23 protein-coding genes and 1 pseudogene are annotated in these 21969 nt (G+C 69.3%); 15 read left to right on the forward strand and 9 right to left on the reverse strand.

The features are described from left to right. Positions 1–12: 12 nt before the first annotated feature. Positions 13–837 carry a maleylpyruvate isomerase family mycothiol-dependent enzyme gene (locus NLX86_RS14905; RefSeq protein WP_254372164.1) on the reverse strand — a complete coding sequence of 275 codons (825 nt, stop codon included), beginning with the start codon at positions 835–837 and terminating at the stop codon, positions 13–15. Between the two features lie 158 nt (positions 838–995). Here NLX86_RS14905 and NLX86_RS14910 point away from each other — a divergent pair, with 158 nt between their 5' ends. Then, positions 996–1790 (forward strand): carbon-nitrogen family hydrolase, encoded by a 795-nt coding sequence (locus NLX86_RS14910; RefSeq protein WP_254372165.1) that lies wholly within the window; start codon positions 996–998, stop codon positions 1788–1790. Here NLX86_RS14910 and NLX86_RS14915 read toward each other — a convergent pair. Further along, a complete protein-coding gene (locus NLX86_RS14915) occupies positions 1787–2518 on the reverse strand; it encodes a class I SAM-dependent methyltransferase (protein ID WP_254372166.1) in 732 nt (243 codons plus the stop codon). The two genes, NLX86_RS14910 and NLX86_RS14915, sit on opposite strands and share 4 nt — an antisense overlap. A gap of 228 nt (positions 2519–2746) precedes the next feature. Beyond that, positions 2747–3259, reverse strand: coding sequence for an LURP-one-related/scramblase family protein (locus NLX86_RS14920; protein WP_254372167.1), 513 nt, complete (start codon positions 3257–3259; stop codon positions 2747–2749). A 440-nt stretch (positions 3260–3699) separates the two neighbouring features. Here NLX86_RS14920 and NLX86_RS14930 point away from each other — a divergent pair, with 440 nt between their 5' ends. From NLX86_RS14930 to NLX86_RS14945, 4 genes are all read left to right on the forward strand, one after another. Further along, positions 3700–4224 carry a DUF6879 family protein gene (locus tag NLX86_RS14930; RefSeq protein WP_254372168.1) on the forward strand — a complete coding sequence of 175 codons (525 nt, stop codon included), beginning with the start codon at positions 3700–3702 and terminating at the stop codon, positions 4222–4224. 16 nt (positions 4225–4240) lie between these two features. Beyond that, the gene (locus tag NLX86_RS14935) at positions 4241–5089 is read left to right on the forward strand and encodes a helix-turn-helix transcriptional regulator (RefSeq protein WP_254372169.1); all 849 of its coding nucleotides are present in this window, start codon (positions 4241–4243) and stop codon (positions 5087–5089) included. 63 nt (positions 5090–5152) lie between these two features. Continuing rightward, entirely contained in the window at positions 5153–5491 is a 339-nt protein-coding gene (locus tag NLX86_RS14940; RefSeq protein ID WP_254372170.1) for a hypothetical protein, read from the forward strand. A 237-nt stretch (positions 5492–5728) separates the two neighbouring features. Next, complete coding sequence (locus NLX86_RS14945; protein ID WP_254372171.1) at positions 5729–7531, forward strand: NHL domain-containing thioredoxin family protein; 1803 nt, start codon at positions 5729–5731, stop codon at positions 7529–7531. Positions 7532–7904: 373 nt separating this feature from the next. On the opposite strand, the gene NLX86_RS14950 is transcribed toward NLX86_RS14945, so the two are convergent. The 3 genes from NLX86_RS14950 to NLX86_RS14960 form a co-directional block, all read right to left on the reverse strand. Next, complete coding sequence (locus NLX86_RS14950) at positions 7905–9197, reverse strand: M18 family aminopeptidase (RefSeq protein WP_254372172.1); 1293 nt, start codon at positions 9195–9197, stop codon at positions 7905–7907. Positions 9198–9238: 41 nt separating this feature from the next. After that, positions 9239–9949, reverse strand: coding sequence for a hypothetical protein (locus tag NLX86_RS14955; RefSeq protein WP_254372173.1), 711 nt, complete (start codon positions 9947–9949; stop codon positions 9239–9241). A 124-nt stretch (positions 9950–10073) separates the two neighbouring features. Beyond that, positions 10074–11900 carry an acyl-CoA dehydrogenase gene (locus NLX86_RS14960; protein WP_254372174.1) on the reverse strand — a complete coding sequence of 609 codons (1827 nt, stop codon included), beginning with the start codon at positions 11898–11900 and terminating at the stop codon, positions 10074–10076. A gap of 132 nt (positions 11901–12032) precedes the next feature. On the opposite strand from NLX86_RS14960, the gene NLX86_RS14965 reads away from it, so the two are divergent. Both NLX86_RS14965 and NLX86_RS14970 read left to right on the forward strand, forming a co-directional pair. Further along, positions 12033–12503, forward strand: coding sequence for an SseB family protein (locus NLX86_RS14965; protein ID WP_254372175.1), 471 nt, complete (start codon positions 12033–12035; stop codon positions 12501–12503). Positions 12504–12647: 144 nt separating this feature from the next. Next, on the forward strand, positions 12648–13601 hold the full coding sequence (locus NLX86_RS14970) for a pirin family protein (RefSeq protein ID WP_254372176.1): 954 nt from the start codon (positions 12648–12650) through the stop codon (positions 13599–13601). A 179-nt stretch (positions 13602–13780) separates the two neighbouring features. On the opposite strand, the gene NLX86_RS14975 is transcribed toward NLX86_RS14970, so the two are convergent. From NLX86_RS14975 to NLX86_RS14985, 3 genes are all read right to left on the reverse strand, one after another. Next, on the reverse strand, positions 13781–14134 hold the full coding sequence (locus NLX86_RS14975; RefSeq protein WP_254372177.1) for a hypothetical protein: 354 nt from the start codon (positions 14132–14134) through the stop codon (positions 13781–13783). Positions 14135–14760: 626 nt separating this feature from the next. Next, complete coding sequence (locus NLX86_RS14980) at positions 14761–15570, reverse strand: class I SAM-dependent methyltransferase (RefSeq protein WP_254372178.1); 810 nt, start codon at positions 15568–15570, stop codon at positions 14761–14763. Next, positions 15567–16886, reverse strand: coding sequence for a helix-turn-helix domain-containing protein (locus NLX86_RS14985; RefSeq protein ID WP_254372179.1), 1320 nt, complete (start codon positions 16884–16886; stop codon positions 15567–15569). Before NLX86_RS14985 ends, NLX86_RS14980 begins: the two co-directional genes overlap by 4 nt. A gap of 156 nt (positions 16887–17042) precedes the next feature. Here NLX86_RS14985 and NLX86_RS14990 point away from each other — a divergent pair, with 156 nt between their 5' ends. From NLX86_RS14990 to NLX86_RS15020, 8 genes and pseudogenes are all read left to right on the forward strand, one after another. Continuing rightward, positions 17043–17249, forward strand: coding sequence for a hypothetical protein (locus NLX86_RS14990; protein WP_254372180.1), 207 nt, complete (start codon positions 17043–17045; stop codon positions 17247–17249). Between the two features lie 162 nt (positions 17250–17411). Further along, positions 17412–17612: a DUF6415 family natural product biosynthesis protein gene (locus tag NLX86_RS14995; RefSeq protein ID WP_254372181.1), complete on the forward strand. Its 201-nt coding sequence runs from the start codon at positions 17412–17414 to the stop codon at positions 17610–17612. A gap of 155 nt (positions 17613–17767) precedes the next feature. Next, positions 17768–17902 (forward strand): hypothetical protein, encoded by a 135-nt coding sequence (locus tag NLX86_RS34435; protein WP_266906427.1) that lies wholly within the window; start codon positions 17768–17770, stop codon positions 17900–17902. A gap of 96 nt (positions 17903–17998) precedes the next feature. Then, positions 17999–19498 carry an MBL fold metallo-hydrolase gene (locus tag NLX86_RS15000; protein WP_254372182.1) on the forward strand — a complete coding sequence of 500 codons (1500 nt, stop codon included), beginning with the start codon at positions 17999–18001 and terminating at the stop codon, positions 19496–19498. Beyond that, entirely contained in the window at positions 19495–20364 is an 870-nt protein-coding gene (locus tag NLX86_RS15005; RefSeq protein ID WP_254372183.1) for a hypothetical protein, read from the forward strand. The genes NLX86_RS15000 and NLX86_RS15005 overlap by 4 nt, the downstream gene beginning before the upstream one ends. A 47-nt stretch (positions 20365–20411) precedes the next feature. Next, entirely contained in the window at positions 20412–20765 is a 354-nt protein-coding gene (locus NLX86_RS15010; protein WP_254372184.1) for a VOC family protein, read from the forward strand. Positions 20766–20781: 16 nt separating this feature from the next. Beyond that, a complete protein-coding gene (locus NLX86_RS15015; protein ID WP_254372185.1) occupies positions 20782–21417 on the forward strand; it encodes a GNAT family N-acetyltransferase in 636 nt (211 codons plus the stop codon). Between the two features lie 269 nt (positions 21418–21686). After that, positions 21687–21944, forward strand: a pseudogene (locus NLX86_RS15020) (pirin-like C-terminal cupin domain-containing protein); the annotation flags it as partial. Between the last annotated feature and the right edge of the window lie 25 nt (positions 21945–21969).

Raw genomic sequence — 21969 nt, forward strand, 5'->3', positions numbered from 1 at the left:
CCGCCCGAGGGGTCAGGGTGTGACGGCGAACTCACGCAGGATCGCGTCGGCGATAGCCTGGTCGCCCTCCACCTTGATACGGTCCGCCACCGCCTGCGGCCTGACCCGGCCGCAGGCCAGCCGTACGTACGTCTCCCAGTCCATCGCCAGCGTCGCCGCCGGGCCGAGTGAGGGCGCCCCGTCGATCGAGCCGCGCCCGTCGGCGTCCACCCGGACCGTGCGCATGAACTCCAGCGGGCCGTGCACGTCGAGCACCACGGCCGAGTTCACCGGTGCGCCGGCCCGCTTGGCGACCACCTTCGGCAGCCCCTCCAGCAGCAGGTCGCGCGTGACGTGCGCGCCGGGGGAGTCCAGGTTCCCGGGCTTGCCGAGGGCGGTACGCAGGTCCTGCTCGTGCACCCAGACATCGAACGCCCGCTGCCGCAGCGCGTGTTCCAGCGTCACTTCCAAGCCCAGCGGCCCGCGCACGAGCGCCGACGGATCGCGCTTCTCGTTCCGCAGCTGCCGCGAGCGCCGGATGATCGTGTACTCCAGCTCCGCGGTCATCTCGGGCGCGGTGTGGTGGCGCCGTACGTCGACCTGCACCTCCATGTACCGGGTGAACTCGTCGACGACGTGGTACAGGTCGCGAGGGAGGGTGTGAATGGGCCGCGGGTCGCCGAGCTGTTCGCAGTCGATGCCGATGACGTGCGAGACGATGTCGCGCACGGACCAGCCGGGGCACGGAGTGGCCCTGTTCCACTCTCCTTCGACGAGTGGCTGAACCAGCTCGGATATCGCTTCGACGGAGTGCGTCCAGGCATCGGCGTAGGGCTGGAGGCTGGAATGGACGGTCACGTGACCCCTCGTGCGGTTCAGTTGCGTTTGCGCGGGCTGGACTGGGCGGCGTGGGAGGCTCGGCAGTTAAGTTACGCTGCCGGGCGGCACCCCGGCAGTGCTTTCGTGTGACGATCGTAGGCCCGTGTTGAAGGCTCGAATGCCAGGACGGTGGTAGTGTGCGCGCCTCCCTCATCCAGATCGCCGTAAACCCAGATGAATCGGTCAATTCTCGTCGGCAGCGGATGGCTGCCCTGGTACGGGAACAGCGCGGCGCGGACCTGGTGGTCCTGCCCGAGCTCTGGCCCGTCGGCGCCTTCGCGTACGAGATGTTCGCCGAAGAGGCCGAACCCCTCGAAGGCCCCACCTACGAGGCGATGTCCAAGGCGGTCGCCGACGCCGGCGTCTGGCTGCACGCGGGCTCGATCGTCGAACGGGACCCTGGTGGCGCGCTCTACAACACCTCGCTGGTGTTCTCCCCCGACGGCGAACTCGTCCGCAGCTACCGCAAGATCCACCGCTTCGGCTTCGACAAGGGCGAGGCCGTCATGATGGGCGCCGGCGCCGAACTCGTCACCGTACGGCTCCCGGACACCACGCTCGGCCTCGCCACCTGCTACGACCTCCGCTTCCCCGAGCTGTTCCGCGGCCTCGTCGACGCCGGCGCGCAGACCCTCGTCATCCCGGCCGGCTGGCCCGCCAGGCGCCGCGACCACTGGACGCTGCTGGCCCGGGCCCGGGCCGTCGAGAACCAGGCGTACGTCCTGGCCTGCGGCACTGCGGGCACGCACGCGGGCGTCGAACAGGCCGGACACAGCATCGTCATCGACCCCTGGGGCACGGTGCTCGCGGAGGCGGGCGCGGCCGAGGAGGTCCTCACGGTGGACCTCGACCCCGCGAAGGTCACCACGACACGCGAACAGTTCCCGGCCCTGAAGGACCGCCGACTGGGCCTGCCGGTGCCGCCCCGCTAGGTGTCGCGGCGGAACAGGGCGGTCCAGAGGAACGGCTCGCCGAAGCGCGGGGACTCGGGCGGTTCGTCGTGCATGCGACGCAGCTCGACCTCCGTCAGGTCGGAGAAGATCCAGCGCAGGGACTCCGGCGTGTAGGCGAGGCCGCCGTGGAGGCGGGACTGGCGGTAGAAGTCGGCGTCGGGGAGTTCGGACCCCATCGCGCCGGCCGCGAAACAGGTGAGGGCGAACAGCCCGCCGGGTGCGAGGTGTTGGTCGAGCAGTGCGAGGTAGCTGATCCGGCGGTGCGGCGGCAGATGGTGGAAGCAGCCGGAGTCGTAGATCAGGTCGTACGGGCCGCCGAGTTCGGCGCCGGCCATGGCGAAGGCGTCCCCGCAGCGGAATCGGACCTTGGCCCCCGACTCGCGGGCGCGGTCCTCGCCCCAGGCAATGGCCATGGGGGAGAGGTCGACGGCGTCCACCTCGAAGCCCAGCGAGGCGAGGTGCAGGGCATTGCGGCCCGGACCGCATCCCAGGTCGAGAGCGCGGCCCTTGGTGATCAGGCCGCTGTCGAGGTACGAGATGAGACTCTCGTCCGGCTTCGCCACGAAGAACGGAACCGGCTTGGAGCGGTCCGCGTAGAAGCTGTCCCACCAGGAGGCGCCTTCGGTTGTCCAGCGGTCGGCCTCCGGCGCGAACAGGCCGTCCAGGAGCCTGAGTACGTCCTCCACCGCGCGTATGTTCCGGTCCATCGGATCCCCTTTCCTGATCCGGCGATCGTAGGTCCGACCGACACAAAAGCCCAGATCAGGCGGTGTTGCCGGATGCTTTCACCGGCCGCGTGAGGGGATCGGCCGAGGGCGCGAGAGTCCATCCATCTGCGGGTGGGGGCAAACGCCGCCCCCGCCCCCGCCGAAGGCTGTCACGGAGGCAATCCGAGCTACGCCGATCCGAGTTTCTCGGGGATCCGCCGGCCGCGCCTAATCGTCATCCTTCTCGCTGTCCTTCTCGCCGTCCTTCTCGGCCATCCGGATGACGCACACGGCGACCGCGAGCAGCAGCGCCGCGTCCGCGTCCTCCCGCACGACGTTCACGGCGTACGTGTCCCGCACCTGGAACCACTTGCGGGAGATGTGCGCCAGCAGTTCGCCGTCGTACTCGACGGCGAACTCACGATCGAGGATCCGTCCGCTCACATCCAGCTCGGTGCCCTCGACGAGCGCCACGCGGAAGTGGTTCCGCAACAGGGACAGCCGCTTCCTCCGAATGGTGGCCAGCGGCCGCTCGTCGCGCTCGATGGTCATCGCGTCGCGCAGGCTGAACATCTTCTTCCGCAGGGTGACCAGCACCTGCCCGGTGGGGTCCTTCAGCTCCAGGGTGTCGCGCAGCCGGAGCGCCTTGCCGTCGACGAGGAAGGCGTGCCGGCCGTGCTCGTCCTCGATCCAGTAGTCGTCGCCGATGGCGAAGATCTTGTCGCGCACGAGGTATCTCATGAGTGATCGCTTCCCGGGATGGCCTGCCGGGATGTCTGTGCATGCGGGTGATGCCTGGAGCCGGATGGCACCGGATCACAGAGAGTCGGCCGCGCAGAGCGTCGCATGTATGCGCGGGAAGTCGTCGCCGTGCGCCCCCCTGCGGATCGATGCGCTCTTGACGGCTTCCAATGGGACGGCGATGTTCGTGGAACGATGTAGAACCTGCAGCGGGCTGGAGGCAGTCATGGCGCTACGGTTCATCGCGAGAGACCCGAACATCGACGGGGCGAACTGTCCGACGGTATGGGTGGACGAGGACAAGCAAGAGCTTGTGTTCCAGGGGTGGAAGGCCGACGAGGCGACGCGGTGCGACTGCCTGGCAGCGGGTCCCATCCCTGACAGCGAAGACGTGGTGCGGCTCCCCATGCGCATGGTGGCCGCCATCCGGGAGGCATGTGATGTGGCAGACCGCCCCGCCGTTCGGTGAGTTGATCGCGGGTTGCCGACGGTCGGCCGTCCACCTTGAGATGCGCGACCACTACGACGACCCGGACGAGGCTCCGCGCGTCGCCGCGTGGAAGGCCGGACACAGGCCCGATCCCGCCAACCGCGAATCATGGTGGCGGCCCTGGCTGGACCTCGTGGCGGAGACGGTGGCCCGGGGTGTCGAGATTCGCCGTGCACGCATCGTGTCGGAGCCTGTCAGCGACTACACGCCCTACCTCTACGACGGGACGTTCACCAACGTCGTAGCGGGTGAACAGATCCGCTGGTTGCCCCGACGGCAGGCAGCGGACATCGCGCTGCCCGGCAACGACTTCTGGCTCTTCGACGACCGCTTGGTCAGGTTCGGCTACTTCTCCGGGGAAGGGCTGTACCTGGGCGACGATGTGACCGACGAACCGGCCGTGGCCAAGCTCTGTGCCGACGCCTTCGAGGCCGTCTGGATGAGGGTCGTTCCGCACGAGGACTACCGGATCTGACGGATACGACCGACCCATGCCCACCTCTCCGTCGTCCAGCGCTCAGGCCGCTCGTAGGGCCGTTGCCGATCGACTCCGCGAGATCCGCCAGGACGCCGGGCTGAGTGCCAAGGAAGTCGCCGACCATACCGGTTGGTACAAGTCCAAAGTCTCTCGGCTTGAGAACGCTGTGACACCGCCCTCGGACGACGACATCAGGGCGTGGTGCCGGGCGTGCGGGGCGGACGGGTTGGCCGCTGATCTTGTGGCGGCCTCCCGTACCGCAGACGGCATGTACATCGAATGGCGACGCCTCCAGCGCACTGGTCTGCGCCGACTCCAGGAGTCGTACGTCCCGCTGTTCCAACGCACCCGCGTGTTCCGCATCTACTGTTCCAACGTCGTCCCCGGACTCCTTCAGACCGACGGCTACGCCCGGGCGCTTCTCGGCTCCATTGCCGCCTTCCGTGAGGCGCCCGACGATGTGAGCGATGCCGTGGCCGCCCGGCTGGAACGGTCACGTGTGATCCACGAGGGGAATCACCGCTTCGCGCTCTTGGTCGAGGAAGCCGCGCTGCGCCACCGGGTTGGCGACGCTGCCACGATGGCCGGACAGCTGGGCCATCTGCTGTCGGTCATGTCGCTGCCGGCGGTGTCCCTGGGCGTGATCCCGTTCACCGCCGAACGTCGCATGTGGATGATCGAGACGTTCAGCGTGTACGACGAGGAACAAGCCCAGGTCGAGTTGCTGACGGCACAGGTGAACGTGACCGCGCCCTCCGAAGTACACCAGTACCTCAAGGCGTTCCGGGAGTTCTCCAAGCTGGCTGTCTACGGCGCCGAAGCGCGCGCCCTGATCACGGCTGCGATCGACGCGCTGGACTGACCGGCCTGGAACTCCATAGAACTCCCTCGCCTCCAACTGTCCTCTGTTTCTAACGTCGGTGGCATGGACGCAAACGGATCAGAGGCACGTCTGTTGCCGTGGGCCACGCCGGACGGAAAGCCGTGTTACCTCAGCAGCGAGGGTGGGTTCCTGTCCCGAATGGCGGACGACATGGAGGCCGAACAGCTCGACAGAGCGGCGGATCTCCTCGATGACACCCGGAAGGCTCTCAACGATCCGCTTTCGCCCCATGCGGAGCTGAGGCACGCGGGGCTGATGCTTGCTGAGAGCCTGGCGGACGTGCTCCGGGTAGCCGAGTCTCGGGGCCGACGAATTCCCGAACCCGACAACGAAGGCGGCACTGGCGAAGGGCCGAAGCTCCCGGCCGGAGCGTTCGGATGATCACCCGGGCGGACATCGGTCACCGCGTGGAAGACGCAGCGGGGCGCGTCGGCATCCTGCGGGATGTGATGGGGGACTACGAGGATCCCGCTACGGCCCCTGGTGAGCGTCGTAAGCGGGCCGTGGCATTCCTCTGGCCTGAGGGCGGAGGCAGGGAGTGGCTCGTCCCGCCGGAGGACGTCACTCGCGTCGTACGGCGGTGATCGCGCGTTCATCCTCGGATGGCACCCTTGAATCATGAACGATGCCGCCTCAGCGCCCACCCCCGCCCCCCGCCGTGCCCGTGTCCGTGCCCCCGAGCTGATCGGCAAGGGTGGCTGGCTGAACACGGGTGGGAAAGATCTGAGCCTCGCTGAGCTGCGAGGACGTGTCGTCATTCTCGATTTTTGGACGTTTTGCTGTGTGAACTGCCTGCATGTCCTCGATGAGCTGCGGGAGCTGGAGGAGAAGCACCGCGACACCGTGGTGATCATCGGCGTCCACTCGCCCAAGTTCGTGCACGAGGCCGAGCATCAGGCCGTTGTCGACGCCGCCGAGCGGTACGGCGTCCACCATCCGGTGCTCGACGACCCCGAGCTCGCGACCTGGAAGCAGTACGCCGTCCGGGCCTGGCCCACGCTCGTCGTCATCGACCCCGAGGGGTACATCGTCGCGCAGCACGCCGGTGAGGGGCATGCTCACGCCATCGCCAAGCTGGTGGAGGAGCTGGAGGCCGAGCACGAGGCCAAGGGGACGCTGCGGCGCGGGGACGGGCCGTATGTCGCGCCCGAGCCGGTGGCCACCGATCTGCGCTTCCCCGGCAAGGCGGTGCTGCTCCCTGGCGGGAACCTGCTCGTCTCCGACTCGACCCGGCACCAGCTCGTCGAGCTGGAGCCGGACGGCGAGACCGTCGTACGGCGCATCGGCGGCAGCGGGACCTTCAACGAGCCGCAGGGCCTGGCGCTGCTGCCGAGTGGCAAGGTCGTGGTCGCCGATACTGTCAACCACTCCATCCGTACCTACGACCCGACGACCGGGGAGATCGAGACCGTCGCCGGTACGGGCAAGCAGTGGTGGCAGGGATCGCCGACGAGTGGTCCGGCGCGCGAGGTGGATCTGTCCTCGCCGTGGGACGTGGCCTGGTTCGCGGGCAAGGTGTGGATCGCGATGGCGGGTGTCCACCAGCTGTGGACGTACGACCCGGCCACCGACACCGTCGAGGTCGCCGCCGGGACCACCAACGAGGGACTGGTCGACGGGCCCGCGGCCGAGGCGTGGTTCGCGCAGCCGTCGGGGCTCGCCGCCACCGAGGACCGGCTGTGGATCGCCGACTCCGAGACGTCCGCCCTGCGCTGGATCGACCGCGAAGGTGTGGTGCACACCGCCGTGGGCACCGGGCTCTTCGACTTCGGCCACCGCGACGGCGAGGCCGCGCAGGCGCTGCTCCAGCACCCGCTGGGCGTGACCGCGTTGCCCGACGGCTCGGTCGCCGTCTGCGATACGTACAACCATGCGCTCAGGCGCTTCGATCCGGCGACAGGACAAGTCACCACGCTCGCCACCGATCTGCGCGAGCCGAGCGACGCCGTGCTCGTCGGGGACGACATCGTCGTCGTGGAGTCGGCGCGGCACCGGCTGACCCGGCTGCGGCTGCCCGAGGAGGCCGTGCGGGTGGACTCCGTCGCCCACCGCACGCAGCGCGCCGCGACCGAAGTCTCGGCGGGGAAGCTGCGGTTGGACGTGGTCTTCCAGGCGCCCAGCGGGCAGAAGCTCGACACCCGGTACGGGCCTTCGACCCGGCTGCTGGTGAGCTCGACCCCACCGGAGCTGCTCGCCGATGGGGCGGGCGCGGGCACGGATCTGAGCCGGGAGCTGGTCCTCGCGGACGGGGTCACCGAGGGCGTGCTGCACGTCTCGGCGATGGCCGCGTCCTGCGACGACGACCCTACGAACGAGTACCCCGCCTGCCATGTGCACCAGCAGGACTGGGGCGTCCCGGTTGTCGTGACGGCGGACGGGACGCCCCGGCTGCCGCTGGTGCTGGCGGGGATGGATCATTGACATCCTCGCCCCCATAAACGGGGCGATTCCCTCCCTGGCGTCCGCGTGTAGGGGCGCCTTGAGTAGGGTTCCTGGTTCCTCCCCACCACCGGTAGGGGTTGCGCACTGTGCCGGGACGATTCCTGGTCTTACCTGTGCTCCGCAGGCGTTTACTCACGCCGTTACCGGCGTGAGGCCCCATGCCCTGGGGTGGGTGTTACGTGCCAGGCTGTGTCTGTCCTGGCGATTCGGGGCTTCCGGCGCCTGCGCTGTCCCTTCGCCCCGCACGACAGCTGACGTTACTGCAAATGCGCAGTGTGCTCCGGCGGTGCCGGTCACTCGTAGTACCCCCGACCGGAACAGCCATGCTTCGCGGCGCAGTTCGCGGCGGAGTTCAGCCTTCCAGGAAGGCCACCAGCGCGTTCGCCAGCAGGTACGGGTCGTCGGCGCCGCACAGTTCGCGCGCACTGTGCATGGAGAGGATCGCGACGCCGATGTCCACCGTCGCGATTCCGTGCCGGGCTGCGGTGATCGGGCCGATCGTCGTGCCGCACGGCATGGCGTTGTTCGAGACGAAGTTCTGCCAGGGCACGCCGGCCTTCTCGCAGGCCGCAGCGAACACGGCCCGGCCGCTGCCGTCCGTCGCGTACCGCTGGTTCACGTTGACCTTGAGGATCGGACCGTCGTTGGCGCGCGGCTGGTGCGTCGGGTCGTGCCGCTCGGCGTAGTTGGGGTGGACGGCGTGTCCGGTGTCGGACGACAGACAGATGGTGCCGGCGAAGGCGCGGGCCCGGTCCTCGTACGTCCCGCCGCGGGCGAACACCGAGCGCTCCAGGACATTGCCCAGGAGCGGGCCGTCGGCGCCCGTGTCGGACTGCGAGCCGTTCTCCTCGTGGTCGAAGGCGGCGAGGACCGGGATGTACGGCAGGCTCTCGGACGCCGACACCGCTGTCAGCGCGGCCGTACCGGCGTGCACCGAGATGAGGTTGTCCATGCGCGGGCCGGCCACCAGCTCGTGGTCCCGGCCGAGGTACGACGGTGGCTCGATGCTGTGCACCATCAGGTCCCAGCCCGTGACCTCCCCCGCCGCGAGCCCTTCCTCCTCCTCCAGGAAGCGGATGAGGTCGCCTTCCTGGACGTCGCCGAGGCCCCAGATCGGCTGCATGTGCCGCTGCTTGTCGAGCTTGAGGCCGTCCGTGTTGACCGCGCGGTCGAGGTGGACGGCGAGCTGCGGCACCCGCAGCAGCGCCCGGTCGACGTTCACCAGCCGGTGGCTGCCGTCGCGCAGGGTCAGCCGCCCGGCGAGTCCGAGATCGCGGTCGAGCCAGGTGTTGAGGAGCGTCCCGCCGTAGATCTCGACGGCGATCTGCCGCCAGCCCTGCGAGCCGGTGTCGGGCAGCGGCTTCACCCGCAGGTTCGGGGAGTCTGTGTGCGCGCCGACGATCCGGAACGGGGTGTGCGCCTCGGCACCCTCCGGTACGTACCACGCGATGATCGCCCCGCCGCGCAGTACGAACTTGCCGCCTGCCGTGCCCTCCCACGTGTCCGTCTCCGCCAGCTGCCGGAACCCGGCCTTCTCCAGGCGCTCGGCCGCGTTGGCCACCGCGTGGTACGGCGATGGGCTCGCCGTCAGGAAGGTCATCAGGTCGTCGGTGTGGCCGCGGTCGAAGCGGGCGGGAGAGCTCATGTGGTTCACCTTAACGACGGTCGTGTTCGTCTTGCCGGGTACTAATGGCCACCCGGTCGGTCGAAGCGGCGGTGCAGGTTTCGCCGCTCCCCGCGGCGGATGCGTGGCAGCATCTCCGGGGTCTGCGGAGACCGCTGCTCGCGCCGTTTCCGCCCGGCGCAGAACATACAGCCCTCGCCGGGTGGGGCGTCCGGGTCGATGGGTGCACCGGGGTGCTCCGCACAGCCCGAGGCGTTGCGCGGCCGGGACAGCTCGCGGGCCACGATGAAGGCGCGGTGCAGGGAATCTGCCAGCTCCACGAACTCCTCGGCGGGGGAGGAGATCCCCACCCCGAAGGCCCGGTCGTTGACGTGCTGAACATGCCGCTTGAGCACGTCCAGCGTGTACGGGGGATCGGGCACCGGATAGCCGAGGCGCCGCTGCGCCCCGGTGGCCGGCACGCTCCGGTCGCCGCGCCGCCGGCGGTCGTTGCACAGCAGGCAGCGGCCCCAGCCCTGCGGGGCCTCCGGGTCGAGCGCGCCGTTGGGATGGATCTCACAGCCGGTGTAGCTCTTCACCGGTGCCAGCCCGGCCGCCGACTGGAACGCGCTGTGCAGGGCGTCGGCGACCGCGTCGTACTCCATCGGGTGCGCGCCGTCGTACAGCTCGCGGATCTGGTCGCTGACCGAGCCGAGCTTCCCGCGCAGCTCGCTGAGCTGGTACGGGCGGCCGGCCGGGACGGAGTAGCCCCTGCTGTGGTCCTGGGAACTCATGCCTACGAGCCTCGCAGATCGCACTGACAAACAGGCAAACAGGCAAACAGGCAAACAGGCGAACAGGCAACGGGCCGGGTCCCCCCGGTGAAGGGGAGTCCCGGCCCGTTGGCAGGCAGCTGAGTTAGAAAGCGGCCTCGTCCAGCTCCATCACGGAGTTGTCGATGCTCTCGGCGAGAGCGCGCTGCACCGAGACGCCGGGCACGACGTTGGCGGCGAAGAACTTCGCGGCCGCGATCTTGCCGGTGTAGAACGGCACGTCCTTGGCGGACGCCGTGGCCAGCTTCTCGGCCGCGACAGCCGCGCCCTTGAGCAGCAGGTAGGCGACCACGACATCGCCGGAGACCATCAGCAGGCGGGTGGTGTTCAGGCCCACCTTGTAGATGTTCTTGACGTCCTCACCGGTGGCGGTCAGGTCGGTGATCATCGTGCCGACGATCGCCTCCAGGTCCACGGCCGCCTTGGCGAGCTGCTCGCGGGCCGCCGCCAGCTCCTCGCCGCCCTTCTCCTCGGCCAGGAACTTCTTGATCGTCTCGGCGAGCGTGTTCAGCGACGCCCCCTGGTCCCGGACGATCTTCCGGAAGAAGTAGTCCTGGCCCTGGATGGCCGTCGTGCCCTCGTAGAGCGTGTCGATCTTGGCGTCCCGGATGTACTGCTCGATCGGGTACTCCTGCAGGTAGCCGGAGCCGCCGAAGGTCTGCAGGGACTGGGCGAGCTGCTCGTACGACTTCTCCGAGCCATAGCCCTTCACGATCGGCAGCAGCAGGTCGTTCAGGCCGTGCAGCGCCTTGGTGTCCTCGCCGGCGGCCGCCTTCAGCGCGATCTCGTCCTGCACGGACGCGGTGTACAGCACCAGGGCGCGCATGCCCTCCGCGTACGCCTTCTGCGTCATGAGCGAGCGGCGCACGTCCGGGTGGTGCGTGATGGTGACCTTGGGCGCGGTCTTGTCCATAAAGTTCGCGAGGTCCGGGCCCTGGACGCGCTCCTTGGCGTACTCCAGCGCGTTCAGGTAGCCCGTCGAGAGGGTCGCGATGGCCTTCGTGCCGACCATCATCCGGGCGAACTCGATGATCTTGAACATCTGGCGGATGCCGTCGTGCTTCTCGCCGAGCAGCCAGCCCTTGGCCGGGTGCTGGTCGCCGAAGGTCATCTCGCACGTGTTGGAGGCCTTGAGGCCCATCTTGTGCTCGACGTTCGTGGCGTAGGCGCCGTTGCGCTCGCCCAGCTCGCCGGTCTCCCAGTCGAAGTCGTACTTGGGGACGACGAAGAGGGAGAGCCCCTTGGTGCCGGGGCCGGCGCCCTCGGGGCGGGCCAGCACCATGTGGATGATGTTCTCGGACATGTCGTGCTCACCCGAGGTGATGAACCGCTTCACGCCCTCGATGTGCCAGGAGCCGTCCTCCTGCTGGACCGCCTTGGTGCGGCCGGCGCCCACGTCGGAGCCCGCGTCGGGCTCGGTGAGGACCATCGTCGAGCCCCACTGCTTCTCGGTCATCAGCCGGGCGATCTTGTGCTGCTCCTCGGTGCCCTCGTCGAAGACAACGCCGGCGAAGGCCGGGCCGGAGGAGTACATCCAGACGGCCGGGTTCGAGCCCAGGATCATCTCGGCGTACGCCCAGATCAGGGTGGCCGGGGTGTTCTGGCCGCCGATCTCCTCCGGGATGCCCAGACGCCACCACTCGGCGTCCATGTACGCCTGGTAGCTCTTCTTGAAGGAGGCCGGGACCGGCGCGGTGTTGGTCGCGGGGTCGAAGACCGGCGGGTTGCGGTCGGCGTCCTCGAAGGACTCCGCCAGGTCGTTCTCGGCGAGGCGGGCTATCTCGGACAGCACGCTCTTGGCGGTCTCGGTGTCCATCTCCGCGAACGGTCCGGTGCCGTACAGCCGGTCGCGGCCGAGGACCTCGAAGAGGTTGAACTCGATGTCTCGGAGGTTCGACTTGTAGTGGCCCATGACTTCGGCTCCGTTAAGGCTCGGGAGGCAGGTTCCTCGTACCGCATACCAGCAAGTAGCTTAGATGATGCTACCCGTCGGTAATAAGACGCAACCCCAATGCTTCAAGTGTGACTCGATACGCTGTCGGCCATGTACGGCTACGACCAGAACGCGAGTGCCGGGCAGCAGTACTCCGCCCCGCAGCCCCCGCCGCAGCAGATGTCGGGCGGGTACGGCGAGCAGCCGCTCTATCCGGAGCCGTCGCCGCCGTCGCTCGCCGACGCCGTGCGTGCCTTCACCACCGGGTCGCTGTCCGCGGAGGACTTCCAGCAGATCTTCGCGACGTCGAAGGTGTACTGCCCGCGGGGCGACGATCCCGGCTTCCTGGCGCTGCACAACACCCAGCAGCCGGTGATCCCGATGTTCTCCACCCTCAAGGAGCTGCGCCGGTACGCGGGCAAGGAGTCCAAGTTCTTCGTGATCACCGGGGCCGAGGTGATCGACCTGCTGCCGACCGGGTACGGGTTCGTCCTCGACATGGAGGGTGATCACCGGATGGTCTTCGACGCCAAGGCGGTCGAGCAGATGGTCGATTTCGCGATGCGCCGCATGTACGGCTAGGTCGGGCAGGGCCTAGATCCGGCCGGTTCCGGCCACTGGCACGGCGAAGGGCGCCCGGGAGGAATTCCTCTCGGGCGTCCTTCGTTGTGACGAGTGGCAAGAAGTTCGAGTTTCAACTAAACTCGCAACGAGGAGGTCCCGACCATGCCTGCTGTGACCGTAGAGAACCCGCTGACCCTGCCCCGCGTGGCCGCGCGCGGTGACGCCGTGCCGCGTCCCGTGCTCGCCGTCACGACCGCGCCCAGCGGCTTCGAGGGGGAGGGATTCCCGGTGCGCCGCGCGTTCGCCGGCATCAACTACCAGTACCTCGACCCGTTCATCATGATGGACCAGATGGGCGAGGTGGAGTACGGAGCCGGGGAGCCGAAGGGGACCCCGTGGCACCCCCACCGCGGCTTCGAGACCGTCACGTACCTGCTCGACGGCACCTTCGTCCACCAGGACAGCAACGGCGGCGGCGGAGTCATCAACGACGGTGACACCCAGTGGATGACCGCCGGCTCCGGCCTGCTCCACATCGAGGCCCCGCCGGAGGCGCTCATAGTCAGCGGCGGGCTCTTCCACGGGCTCCAGCTCTGGGTGAACCTTCCTGCCTCGGACAAGATGATGCCCCCGCGCTACCAGGACATCGGCGGCGCCAAAGTCCAGCTGCTGACCTCGGCGGACGGTGGCGCGCTGATGCGCGTCATCGCGGGCGAGCTCGACGGCCACAAGGGACCGGGCGTCACCCACACCCCCATCACGATGATCCATGCCACGCTGCGCCCCGGCGCGGAGATCACCCTGCCCTGGCGCGAGGACTTCAACGCCCTGGCGTACGTCCTGGCCGGCCGCGGCGCGGTCGGCGCCGATCGGCGGCCCGTCCACAGCGGGCAGACCGCGGTGTTCGGCGAGGGCGGCTCGATGACCGTACGAGCGGACGTCTCGCAGGACTCCAACGCACCGGATCTGGAGGTCGTCCTGCTCGGTGGCCGGCCGATCCGGGAACCCATGGCGCACTACGGTCCGTTCGTCATGAACAGCCGCGCCGAACTCCAGCAGGCGTTCGACGACTTCCAGGCCGGCAGGCTCGGCACGGTCCCGGTCCCGCACGTCTGAGCCCGCAGCAGAGCTGCACGGCGAGTCACATCGCCCACCGGTGCACATCGGGCCCCTGGTGCAGGGAATCGGCGCGAGATGTGGCACGCGGAGGGCACGGCAGGTTGAGGCAACGAACAAGCCCCAGGTCGCTGACCTGGGGCTTTGCTGTGCAGCGGATGATGGCAATCGAGCCCGCGCTACAAGACCAGCACCAGGTGTGCGCGGTAGCGGCCTGCGGCACGGGGGAGGCAGTTGGAAACGACCACCGCAAAGCTGTCCGGCTGGCCCGACTCACCACTGAGTAGCCCGCGATCTTCACCGTCTGTCTTGGTCACCTGCGCCAGGCCAGGTAGTTCCGCCAGTTGCGGGACCAGGGTTTCGAATGTCTCCCGGGACATTTCCACTGTGCGGCAGGGTGACGGTCCGGCCGCCGCCACCTCGTTCTCGGGCAGGTTCGGGACCGAAACACCCGCGGCCTCTGTGAATGCCTTCACCACAGTGGTGGAAGACTCCTGGACCATGTCGTCGTCGGTGCAGAGCAGCACCGCCATCCAGGGAACCCGCCCCATGTTCGGTCCGATCGTCCGCTCCCAGGGCAACTTCCCACGCCGTAGCGTCACTCGCGGGGCGAGTTGGCGGAAATCTCCACGGTCCCCGTCCTTCGGTACGACCGCATGAACCTCGATGCCGTCCAGCCTGAACTGGGGCGCGACGACCTTGGACCCTGCAGGGTCAGACACCACGATCACACACCTAGCCCTCGATGGGATACGGACCGCCAGGCAGTCCTCGCGTCGACGCCGGCGGCCGGTGCCTCCGCTGACGTCCTGTCGGGGGCCACCCTAGAAGGGGCGCAAAGGGGCGAATCGGTTCTGCCCGAGAACTTCGCGTGTCGGCTCCTTGGGGCCGGGAGTCGCCGAGGTGACGAATGCGGCGTTCCCAGGCAAGTTGTGGTGGCCGAACCCGGAGTCGTTGGCGGAGGTCGCGGATTTGCGCGTGTCTGCTGCATGGCCGACACGAGTGACGGCTATGCGCTGGCTCTCGGGGAGATCGTGGCGTTCGCCGGGCGGCCGGTGGCCAGCGGCGCGAGCTGAGTGTGCTGACCGACCGGCGCCGTTACCTGACCAGGGATGGCCTGGGTCACTGCTGTGTCTGGGGTCCGGGCGCTACACGCTGCTCATCGGCAGACGAGGATTCCGCCAAGGCAGGTGACCCAGAACGAGCCTTCTGCCTTGATGGTTACTTCAACCCGTTCGCGGGCTCGCTGGATCGTCTCCTTGAACGGCACGCCCATCTGGTCGGCCCATGCCTCGTACGACGCGAGGTGTGCGACCACGGGCCCAGGTTCGGTCACTTCGATCACTCCCGGGAGGGGGATCGTCCGTACGTCCCCGAAGACGGCGCCCAGGATGGCGGGGGCGTCCTCCAGGGTGAAGCGGGCGGAGAGTTGTACGCGTGCGGGGCCCTCCGGGATGCCGAGGACGTCGCCGGCGGCTCCTCGCCAGAGGTCTTCCAGTTCGCGCTTGTCGGTACGGCTGTTGGTGGACGCGATGGCGATGCCGCCCTTGGCCAGGACTCGGCCCAGCTCTTGGACGGCGCGTGCCTGGTCTTCCACGTGGTACAGCATGTGCATGGCTAGAACAGCGCCCAGGGACCCGTCCGCGATGGGGAGCTGCTCGACATCCGCGGCCACGGCGCCGGTGATGCCGGTCAGGATGCCGGGGGAGACGTCCATGGGGAGGACGGTCAGGTCCGGCCGCTGGGTGCGTATCCGCTGCACGAACGTCCCGTTGCCGCAGCCGACGTCCGCGACCGCGCCGCGTACGCCGGCCAGCTCTTCCACGACGAGGCCGGGCAGGTCGTGTCGCGGGGTCTGCCACTGGTAGAGGGACTGGCGGGCTGCGAGGTGTCGGCTGGTGCCGTACGCCTGGGTGGAGAGCAGGTGTCGGTCGGTGACCGAGGAGTCGTTCGTGGGCTGGGTGGTCATCGCGGCTCCGTGGGTGTGCTGACGATCGCGGGCCGGGAGGTGACCTCGAGGATGTGCTCCCGGAGATCGACTACCGGCCGTGAGTCACGGTACGGCCCGCTCGCGATGAGTGTGTCCAGTTTGCGGAGCCTGATGGTGATGCTCGCGGTGTACTGCTCCGCCACGAGGACGGTGTCGAGTTCTGAACCGGCTCCTTCCACCTCGCCGTTCACGAGGTAGGCGGTGGCCAAGTCGAGGTGCGCGGCGTGCAGGTCTCCAGGGGAGCGTTCGCCGTCAGGTCCTGCCTGGTAGAGCTCCACTGCGCGGTTGGAGGCTGTGATCGCCCGCTGGACCTGTTCGTCGCCGCCGACGGCCAGCAGAGTGGTGCCGGTGTAGGCCCATTGCTTGGCTTCGGGGAAGGCGAAGACCCCTGGCAGTTCGTCTGGTTCAGCGGTGCTGCGGGCCTCATGGGCCAGCACGAGGGAGCGCAGGGCGCTGCGCCCGTCGCCGCCGGCCGCGAGGGCTCGCGCCTCCAGGCTCAGCAGCCGTGCCGTGATCGTCCCCGAGCCAGGCCCAAGACCATCCGCACATCCAGCCCGCGCCAGATCCGCGGCCCGCCGGTAGTCGCCCTCCCAGTACGCGGCCAGCGACTGGAACGAGCGCGCCCAGGCCCGCAGCCTCGGGTGTTCCGCGATCTCCGCGCATTGCACCACGGTCCGGGCATGGGTGGAGGCGGAGGGCTGGTGGCCGAGGTCGAGAGAGACGTGCGCGGCGAGGCCGGACAGCCATCCTGCGACGACGTACAGGTGCCGCGTCTGACCGGGGTGCTGGCGGCCTTCGAGTAATCGGAACACCTCGGTGCGCAGGGTGCGGATCTCAGGGATGAGGAGGGGAAGCGGCCGGCTGACGAAGTCCCTGGCGAGGCGTTCCACGTCGGCGTCGAGCTGCTCCAGCACAAGGGCATTGACGTTGGTGGCGGCAGCGTGGCGGGCCAGCCGGGCCGACAGTTCGGAGTCCGCAGCGATGCTGCCCAGTTCGTCGGCGGGTTCCGCAGAGGTGTCCGGCGAGGGAGGTGCTCCTGTGTGCTGATTCGACCTCTTCGGGTGCAAGCCCAGCTCTGCCTCGCTGCCGACCTGGAACACCGCGCACAGTGCCGCCCGGTAGTCGCCGGAGGGCCAGGTGATCGCTCCGCGCTCCAGCCGGGAGATCCAGTTCGCATCGAGCTCGGGGTCGCGGCCCGTGGCCGCCTGGACCTGGGCACAGACCCGTTGGGCGGCCTGTGCCTGCGTCCACCGCTGCTCGCGTCTGAGTCTGCGCAGGCTCTCGTTCGCCATCATCCCGCCGTCCGCTGGTCGAGTTGGGCGCCCGGAAGCCTAGCGGGATTCTGCCTAGTCCGTGCCTACAACGTGCCTAGCGGAATGCCCTGTTCGGGCCTTTGGCAGCGGAGTTGACTGAGCTCCAGCCCCCGCTCAGACAGCCCCGGGAGAGCCCTCGTGATCACCCACGCAACTCCGGTCCGGCGCGACATCACGTACAACCACGACGACCAGCAGGCCACCCTGCCGATCGCGCTGCACCGCCTTGACGGCACCACCGAGACCACGACCCTGGTCCTCGACCCCGCCCAGCTGGAGGTCCTGTACGCGCAGATGGACCGGGCGATCGGGATGCGGGAGGCGGCGGCGGGACACCCGGCATGACGACCACGCCCGCCACCCCGGCACCGGTACAACCGGACACCATTCGAGCCCTGTGTGTTCGTGTCCTCACGCCCAACACGTACCCGATACCGGGCGGTGAAGTACGGGCGACCACGGCCCTGCTGTACGGGTACGTCCGGCTCCTGCTCTGCGAGGCGGGCGATGCCTCCCCAAGCCCGTTCCAATGCCGAGCGGCTCCTGTCGCAGGGGCCCGGCGAGGGCCGGCTCGGGGCCTGGATCCACATGCGGGCTCTCGCCCGTGTCTGCCGAGTCCTGGTGGCCGAGCGCCAGGTGCGGCGGAGGCACAACAGCGCCGCCGCCGGCCGGGCACCGCAGGACCCGGACCCGGTGGTGACGCAGTGAGGCAGCGGATCGCCGTGATCGTCTACGTGATCCTCTGCAGCGCCATCGTCGGCAGTCTCCTGTCCGCCACCGAACACTGACCACCCGCCGCTTGCGGCGGCGGGGAACGGCTGCTGCATCCGCACCGCCGAAAACCGAAGTGATGGAGGCACGTCATGAACCGACCCAAGCCCCAGACGAAGCCGAGTGCGCCCGTGACCGCGGAGGCGGTCCGCCGGCTCCAGCAGCGCGTGACGGCGTTCGCCGCCACCGGCACCACCCACAACTCCCCGACCACCTACCACCGGTAGGCCCTGCCGGTCCGCAGTCAGGCGCGGAGGGGGACGTCCGCTGTCCCCCTTCGCGCCACCCCCGTACCACTTCCCGACCGCGCAAAGGAGTTCGTCATGGCAGCAGCCCCCGTCGGCCTGGAACTGACCTTCCTTGGCCACCAGACCTGGCACATCACCGACGGTCTCTCCTCCGTCCTCCTCGACCCGATCCTCGCGCCGGCCTTCGGAGCCGGAAGCCTGGAGTTCGAGATCTGGCCGCCACGCACCGTGGACACCGAGGGCATGCGCGGCCCGGACGCCGTGATCCTCAGCCACGAGCACCTGGACCACTTCCACCTCCCCTCGCTCGACCTCCTCGCCCGCACGGTGCCGGTGTACACCGGCACCACTACCCCGGGCGCCGTCACCGACGCCATCGAGGCCCTGGGCTTCACGGTTCACCGTGTGGACCACACCCGGCCGCTGAACGTCGGCGACATCGAGATCACCCTCTACCCCGCCGGCGCCCGCACCCTCTTCTGGGAGAAGCGCGTCGCCCAGCCCCTGGTCCGCCTGTCCGGCACCACCGGGAACGATGTCTTCATCGGCGTCGACGCCGACGTCTCCGACCTCTACATCGAGCAGCTGGCCCAGGGCGTCCTCGCCCCGCCCCGGCTCGCCGTGGTTTCCAACAACGCCCAGACCGTCCCGTACGGCGCGCTCGGCGCGGACAACAACCTGCTGCCCGGCATGGACGGCCCCAGCAACCGCACCACGGGCATCCAGATCCTCAACGGCCTGCTCATCGACTACCTCAAGCCGCTGGACGGCGTACGGGAAGTCGCCCTGTGCGGCAACGGCTTCACCGCGCCCCGCAGCCCCCACGGCCCCTTCCTCTACGCCGACCACAAGGCCCTGGCCGCCACCGCGAACGAGCTTCAGCACCTCTTCCGCGTCCATGGACCCCGGCCCGGCGACCGCCTGACCGTCCCGGTCGGCGACGGCCCGGTCACCACCTCCCGCGTCCCCTGGGTCACACCCGACCCCGTTGCGGAGAAGTCCGCGCTCGCCGCACTCGCCGACTTCCTCGACTCCCCGCAGCACGTCGAGCCCACCCCGATCACCCCGCGCCTGGCCGAGGAGGAGTGGGGGAAGGCTGAGGCTCTGGTGGTCGAGGAGCTTCCCCGGCTCGGCCGTGAGCTGATCGCCACGCGCACCGGCGCCCTGGCCACCAGCATCCACGACTACCTGGCCGGCCCCCTCGGAGCGCACCGCGCCGTACTGCGCCTCCTCGACCCGCCTGGCCGGCCCGGCGAGATCGACTCGTACGCCTGGAACATCACCGGCCCCACCTGGGACAAGGTCGCCACGACCAGCCGGGAGGAGGCCATGGCCGCCTACCCGTTCGGTATCGAGATCTACTTCCAGGACTTCGCCGCCGTCTTCCTCGGACGCGCACAGATCTGGGACGTCGTCGGTGGCTCGTACCAGGGATGGCACATCGGCGAGAACCTCGACTCCCCGGTCTATGCCCTCTTCGCGATCTACGGCGAGCACCAGCGGCCCGACCTCGCCGCCCGCTGCTACGCCCACAGCCTGGCCGTGCTCGGCGTCCACCAGGAGACCGCGGCATGACCACCGCTCCCGTCGGGCCGCTGGACGGCGCCGCCCACACGCGACCCGATGGGTGGCTCCCGAATCCGCTCACCACCGACCCCGCTGCCGCAGAGCGTCAGGCGTACGTGATCCTCGCCCGCCACCACGACAACGAGCCGGGACCGGTGCGCTGCCTGACCGCCCGCTACCGCGCAGCCGTCTTCGCCCTCGGCAGCCCTCCCCGCCGGGTCCTGAAGCGGCACGCGGACGAGGCCGGCTACCTCGGCGAAGTCCTCGCCTACGAACTCCTGGCCGACGACAACGTCCTGCCGGTACTCCACCGCGCCTGCGACACGTCCCGAACCCTGCTGGTCGACCACCTCGACGAGGCCGTCATGCTCGCGGGCACCGACACCTTCGACGAGCTGGTCCGGTCGGTTGCTCTCATTAACACCGCCTCCGCCCGCTGGCACCCCACGGTCGCCGAAACCATGGCCCGCTGGCACACCAGAACCGCCCTCGATGCCCCATCCCCGGACTGGATCACCCGCCCCGACGACTGGCGCCGACTCCTCCAGCTCGTCACCGACGCCCACGGAACCGGCCACGTACCCCTCGGACACCTGGACCTCAAGCCGGAACACGTCCGCCGCCGAGCCGACGGGCACCTCGCCCTCATCGACGCAGAAACCCTCCGCCCAGACATCACCGGGCTGCCCGATCTGATCACCCTCGCCCACATGGCTGACCAGCAAGGACACCCGTCCCCGCGCTGGGTACGCCACGCCTACCTGCACCACGTACGCGAACTCGGCGCCCAGTGGAACGACCGCGACCTCATACGCGCCCTGGCAGCGTTCGCCGCTGCCACCGGTCTGCGTTCCCTGCACGGCGCCCACGAGTGACCACCCCAGCGGTACCGTGCCACTTCCCGACGCAAGGAGAATCCCAAGTGCGCGGTATCCGCACCGTCATGGTCTTCGTCGACGATCCCGATGCCGCCGCCCGCTGGTGGGGCGAGATCTTCGAAGCCGAGGTCAAGCTCGACATCAACGGCACCTCGGTCTACGCCTGGCTCGACCTCGACGGACTCGAGTTCGGCTTCCACCCCGCATCCCCCAAGGCCAACGCCCACGGGCGAAGCACCGTCCCGTACTGGTCCGTCGAGGACCTCGACACCGAACGCAAGCGCCTCCTGGAAGCGGGCTGCACCCACCACCGCGGCCCCCTCGATGTGGAGCCCGGCCGGCGCATCTGCCAGCTCATCGATCCGTTCGGCACGGTCATCGGACTCGACGGGCCCTGACCCCTCGGAGCCCCCAATGCGCCACTGGCCCCTCACCGCCCTCCAGCTCACCACCCCTGATCTCGTCCTGCGCCTCCCCACGGACAGTGAGCTCGACGCCCTCGCCCAGGTGGCCGCCGACGGAGTCGTCCCCGACGGAGCCGTGTACTTCCCGCAGCCCTGGGCGTCCGCGCCGCCGGCCGAGCGGGCCAGGAGCGTCGTGCAGAACCACTGGTGGGCGCGAGGCGACTGGACCCGCTACAACTGGCGTCTCCTCCTGGCCGTCTTCCACGGCGGCCAGGTCATCGGCCAGCAGAACCTCTCCGCCCGCGACTTCGCCACCACCGGCGAGGCCCGCACCGGCTTCTGGCTCGGCAGCCGCTTCCAGGGCCAGGGCTACGGCACCCAGATGCGCGCCGCCGCCCTGGCCCTCGCCTTCGACGGCCTCGGCGCCACTCGCGTCACCTCCACCGCCTTCGCCGACAACGCCGCCTCCCGAGCCGTCTCCCGCAGGTTCGGCTACCGGCCCAACGGTGTCCACCGCATCTCCGTCGACGGCCGCCCTTACGACGCCCACGAGGAGGTCATGGCGGCGGCCGACTGGCAGGGCTACGCCGACGTGGTGCCTGTCGGAATAGCCGGGCTGTCTGATTGCCTCCCGTTCTTCCGCTGATGGCGCACGACCTGGCCGGGCGGTGCGAGTGCCGTTTCGGGGCCAGCGCACTTCGGCGCTGGCCCCGAAAGGTATAGGTGTGCGGCGGCGGGGGGAGCGCGGACTGAGGGTTGCGGTGGGGCTGCTGGTGTCATCGGGTCCTGCTAGGGCGGTCGGCGTGGGTGGCGGGGCCGGTGGCCCGGGGCGGGGTCGTCGTCGGTGCGGTGCGTGTGGCGGGTTTCAGGTCGAGGCCGGCGAGGCGGTGCAGGCGCCAGGTGAAGACGTCGCAGGTCGGCGCCGATCGGCGGCCCGTCCACAGCGGGCAGACCGCGGTGTTCGGCGAGGGCGGCTCGATGACCGTACGAGCGGACGTCTCGCAGGACTCCAACGCACCGGATCTGGAGGTCGTCCTGCTCGGTGGCCGGCCGATCCGGGAACCCATGGCGCACTACGGTCCGTTCGTCATGAACAGCCGCGCCGAACTCCAGCAGGCGTTCGACGACTTCCAGGCGGGCAGGCTCGGCACGGTCCCGGTCCCGCACGTCTGACCGCCATGCGCCTGACGACCCGTCA

It is taken from the genome of Streptomyces sp. A3M-1-3 (assembly GCF_024213665.1).
Taxonomy (GTDB): domain Bacteria; phylum Actinomycetota; class Actinomycetes; order Streptomycetales; family Streptomycetaceae; genus Streptomyces.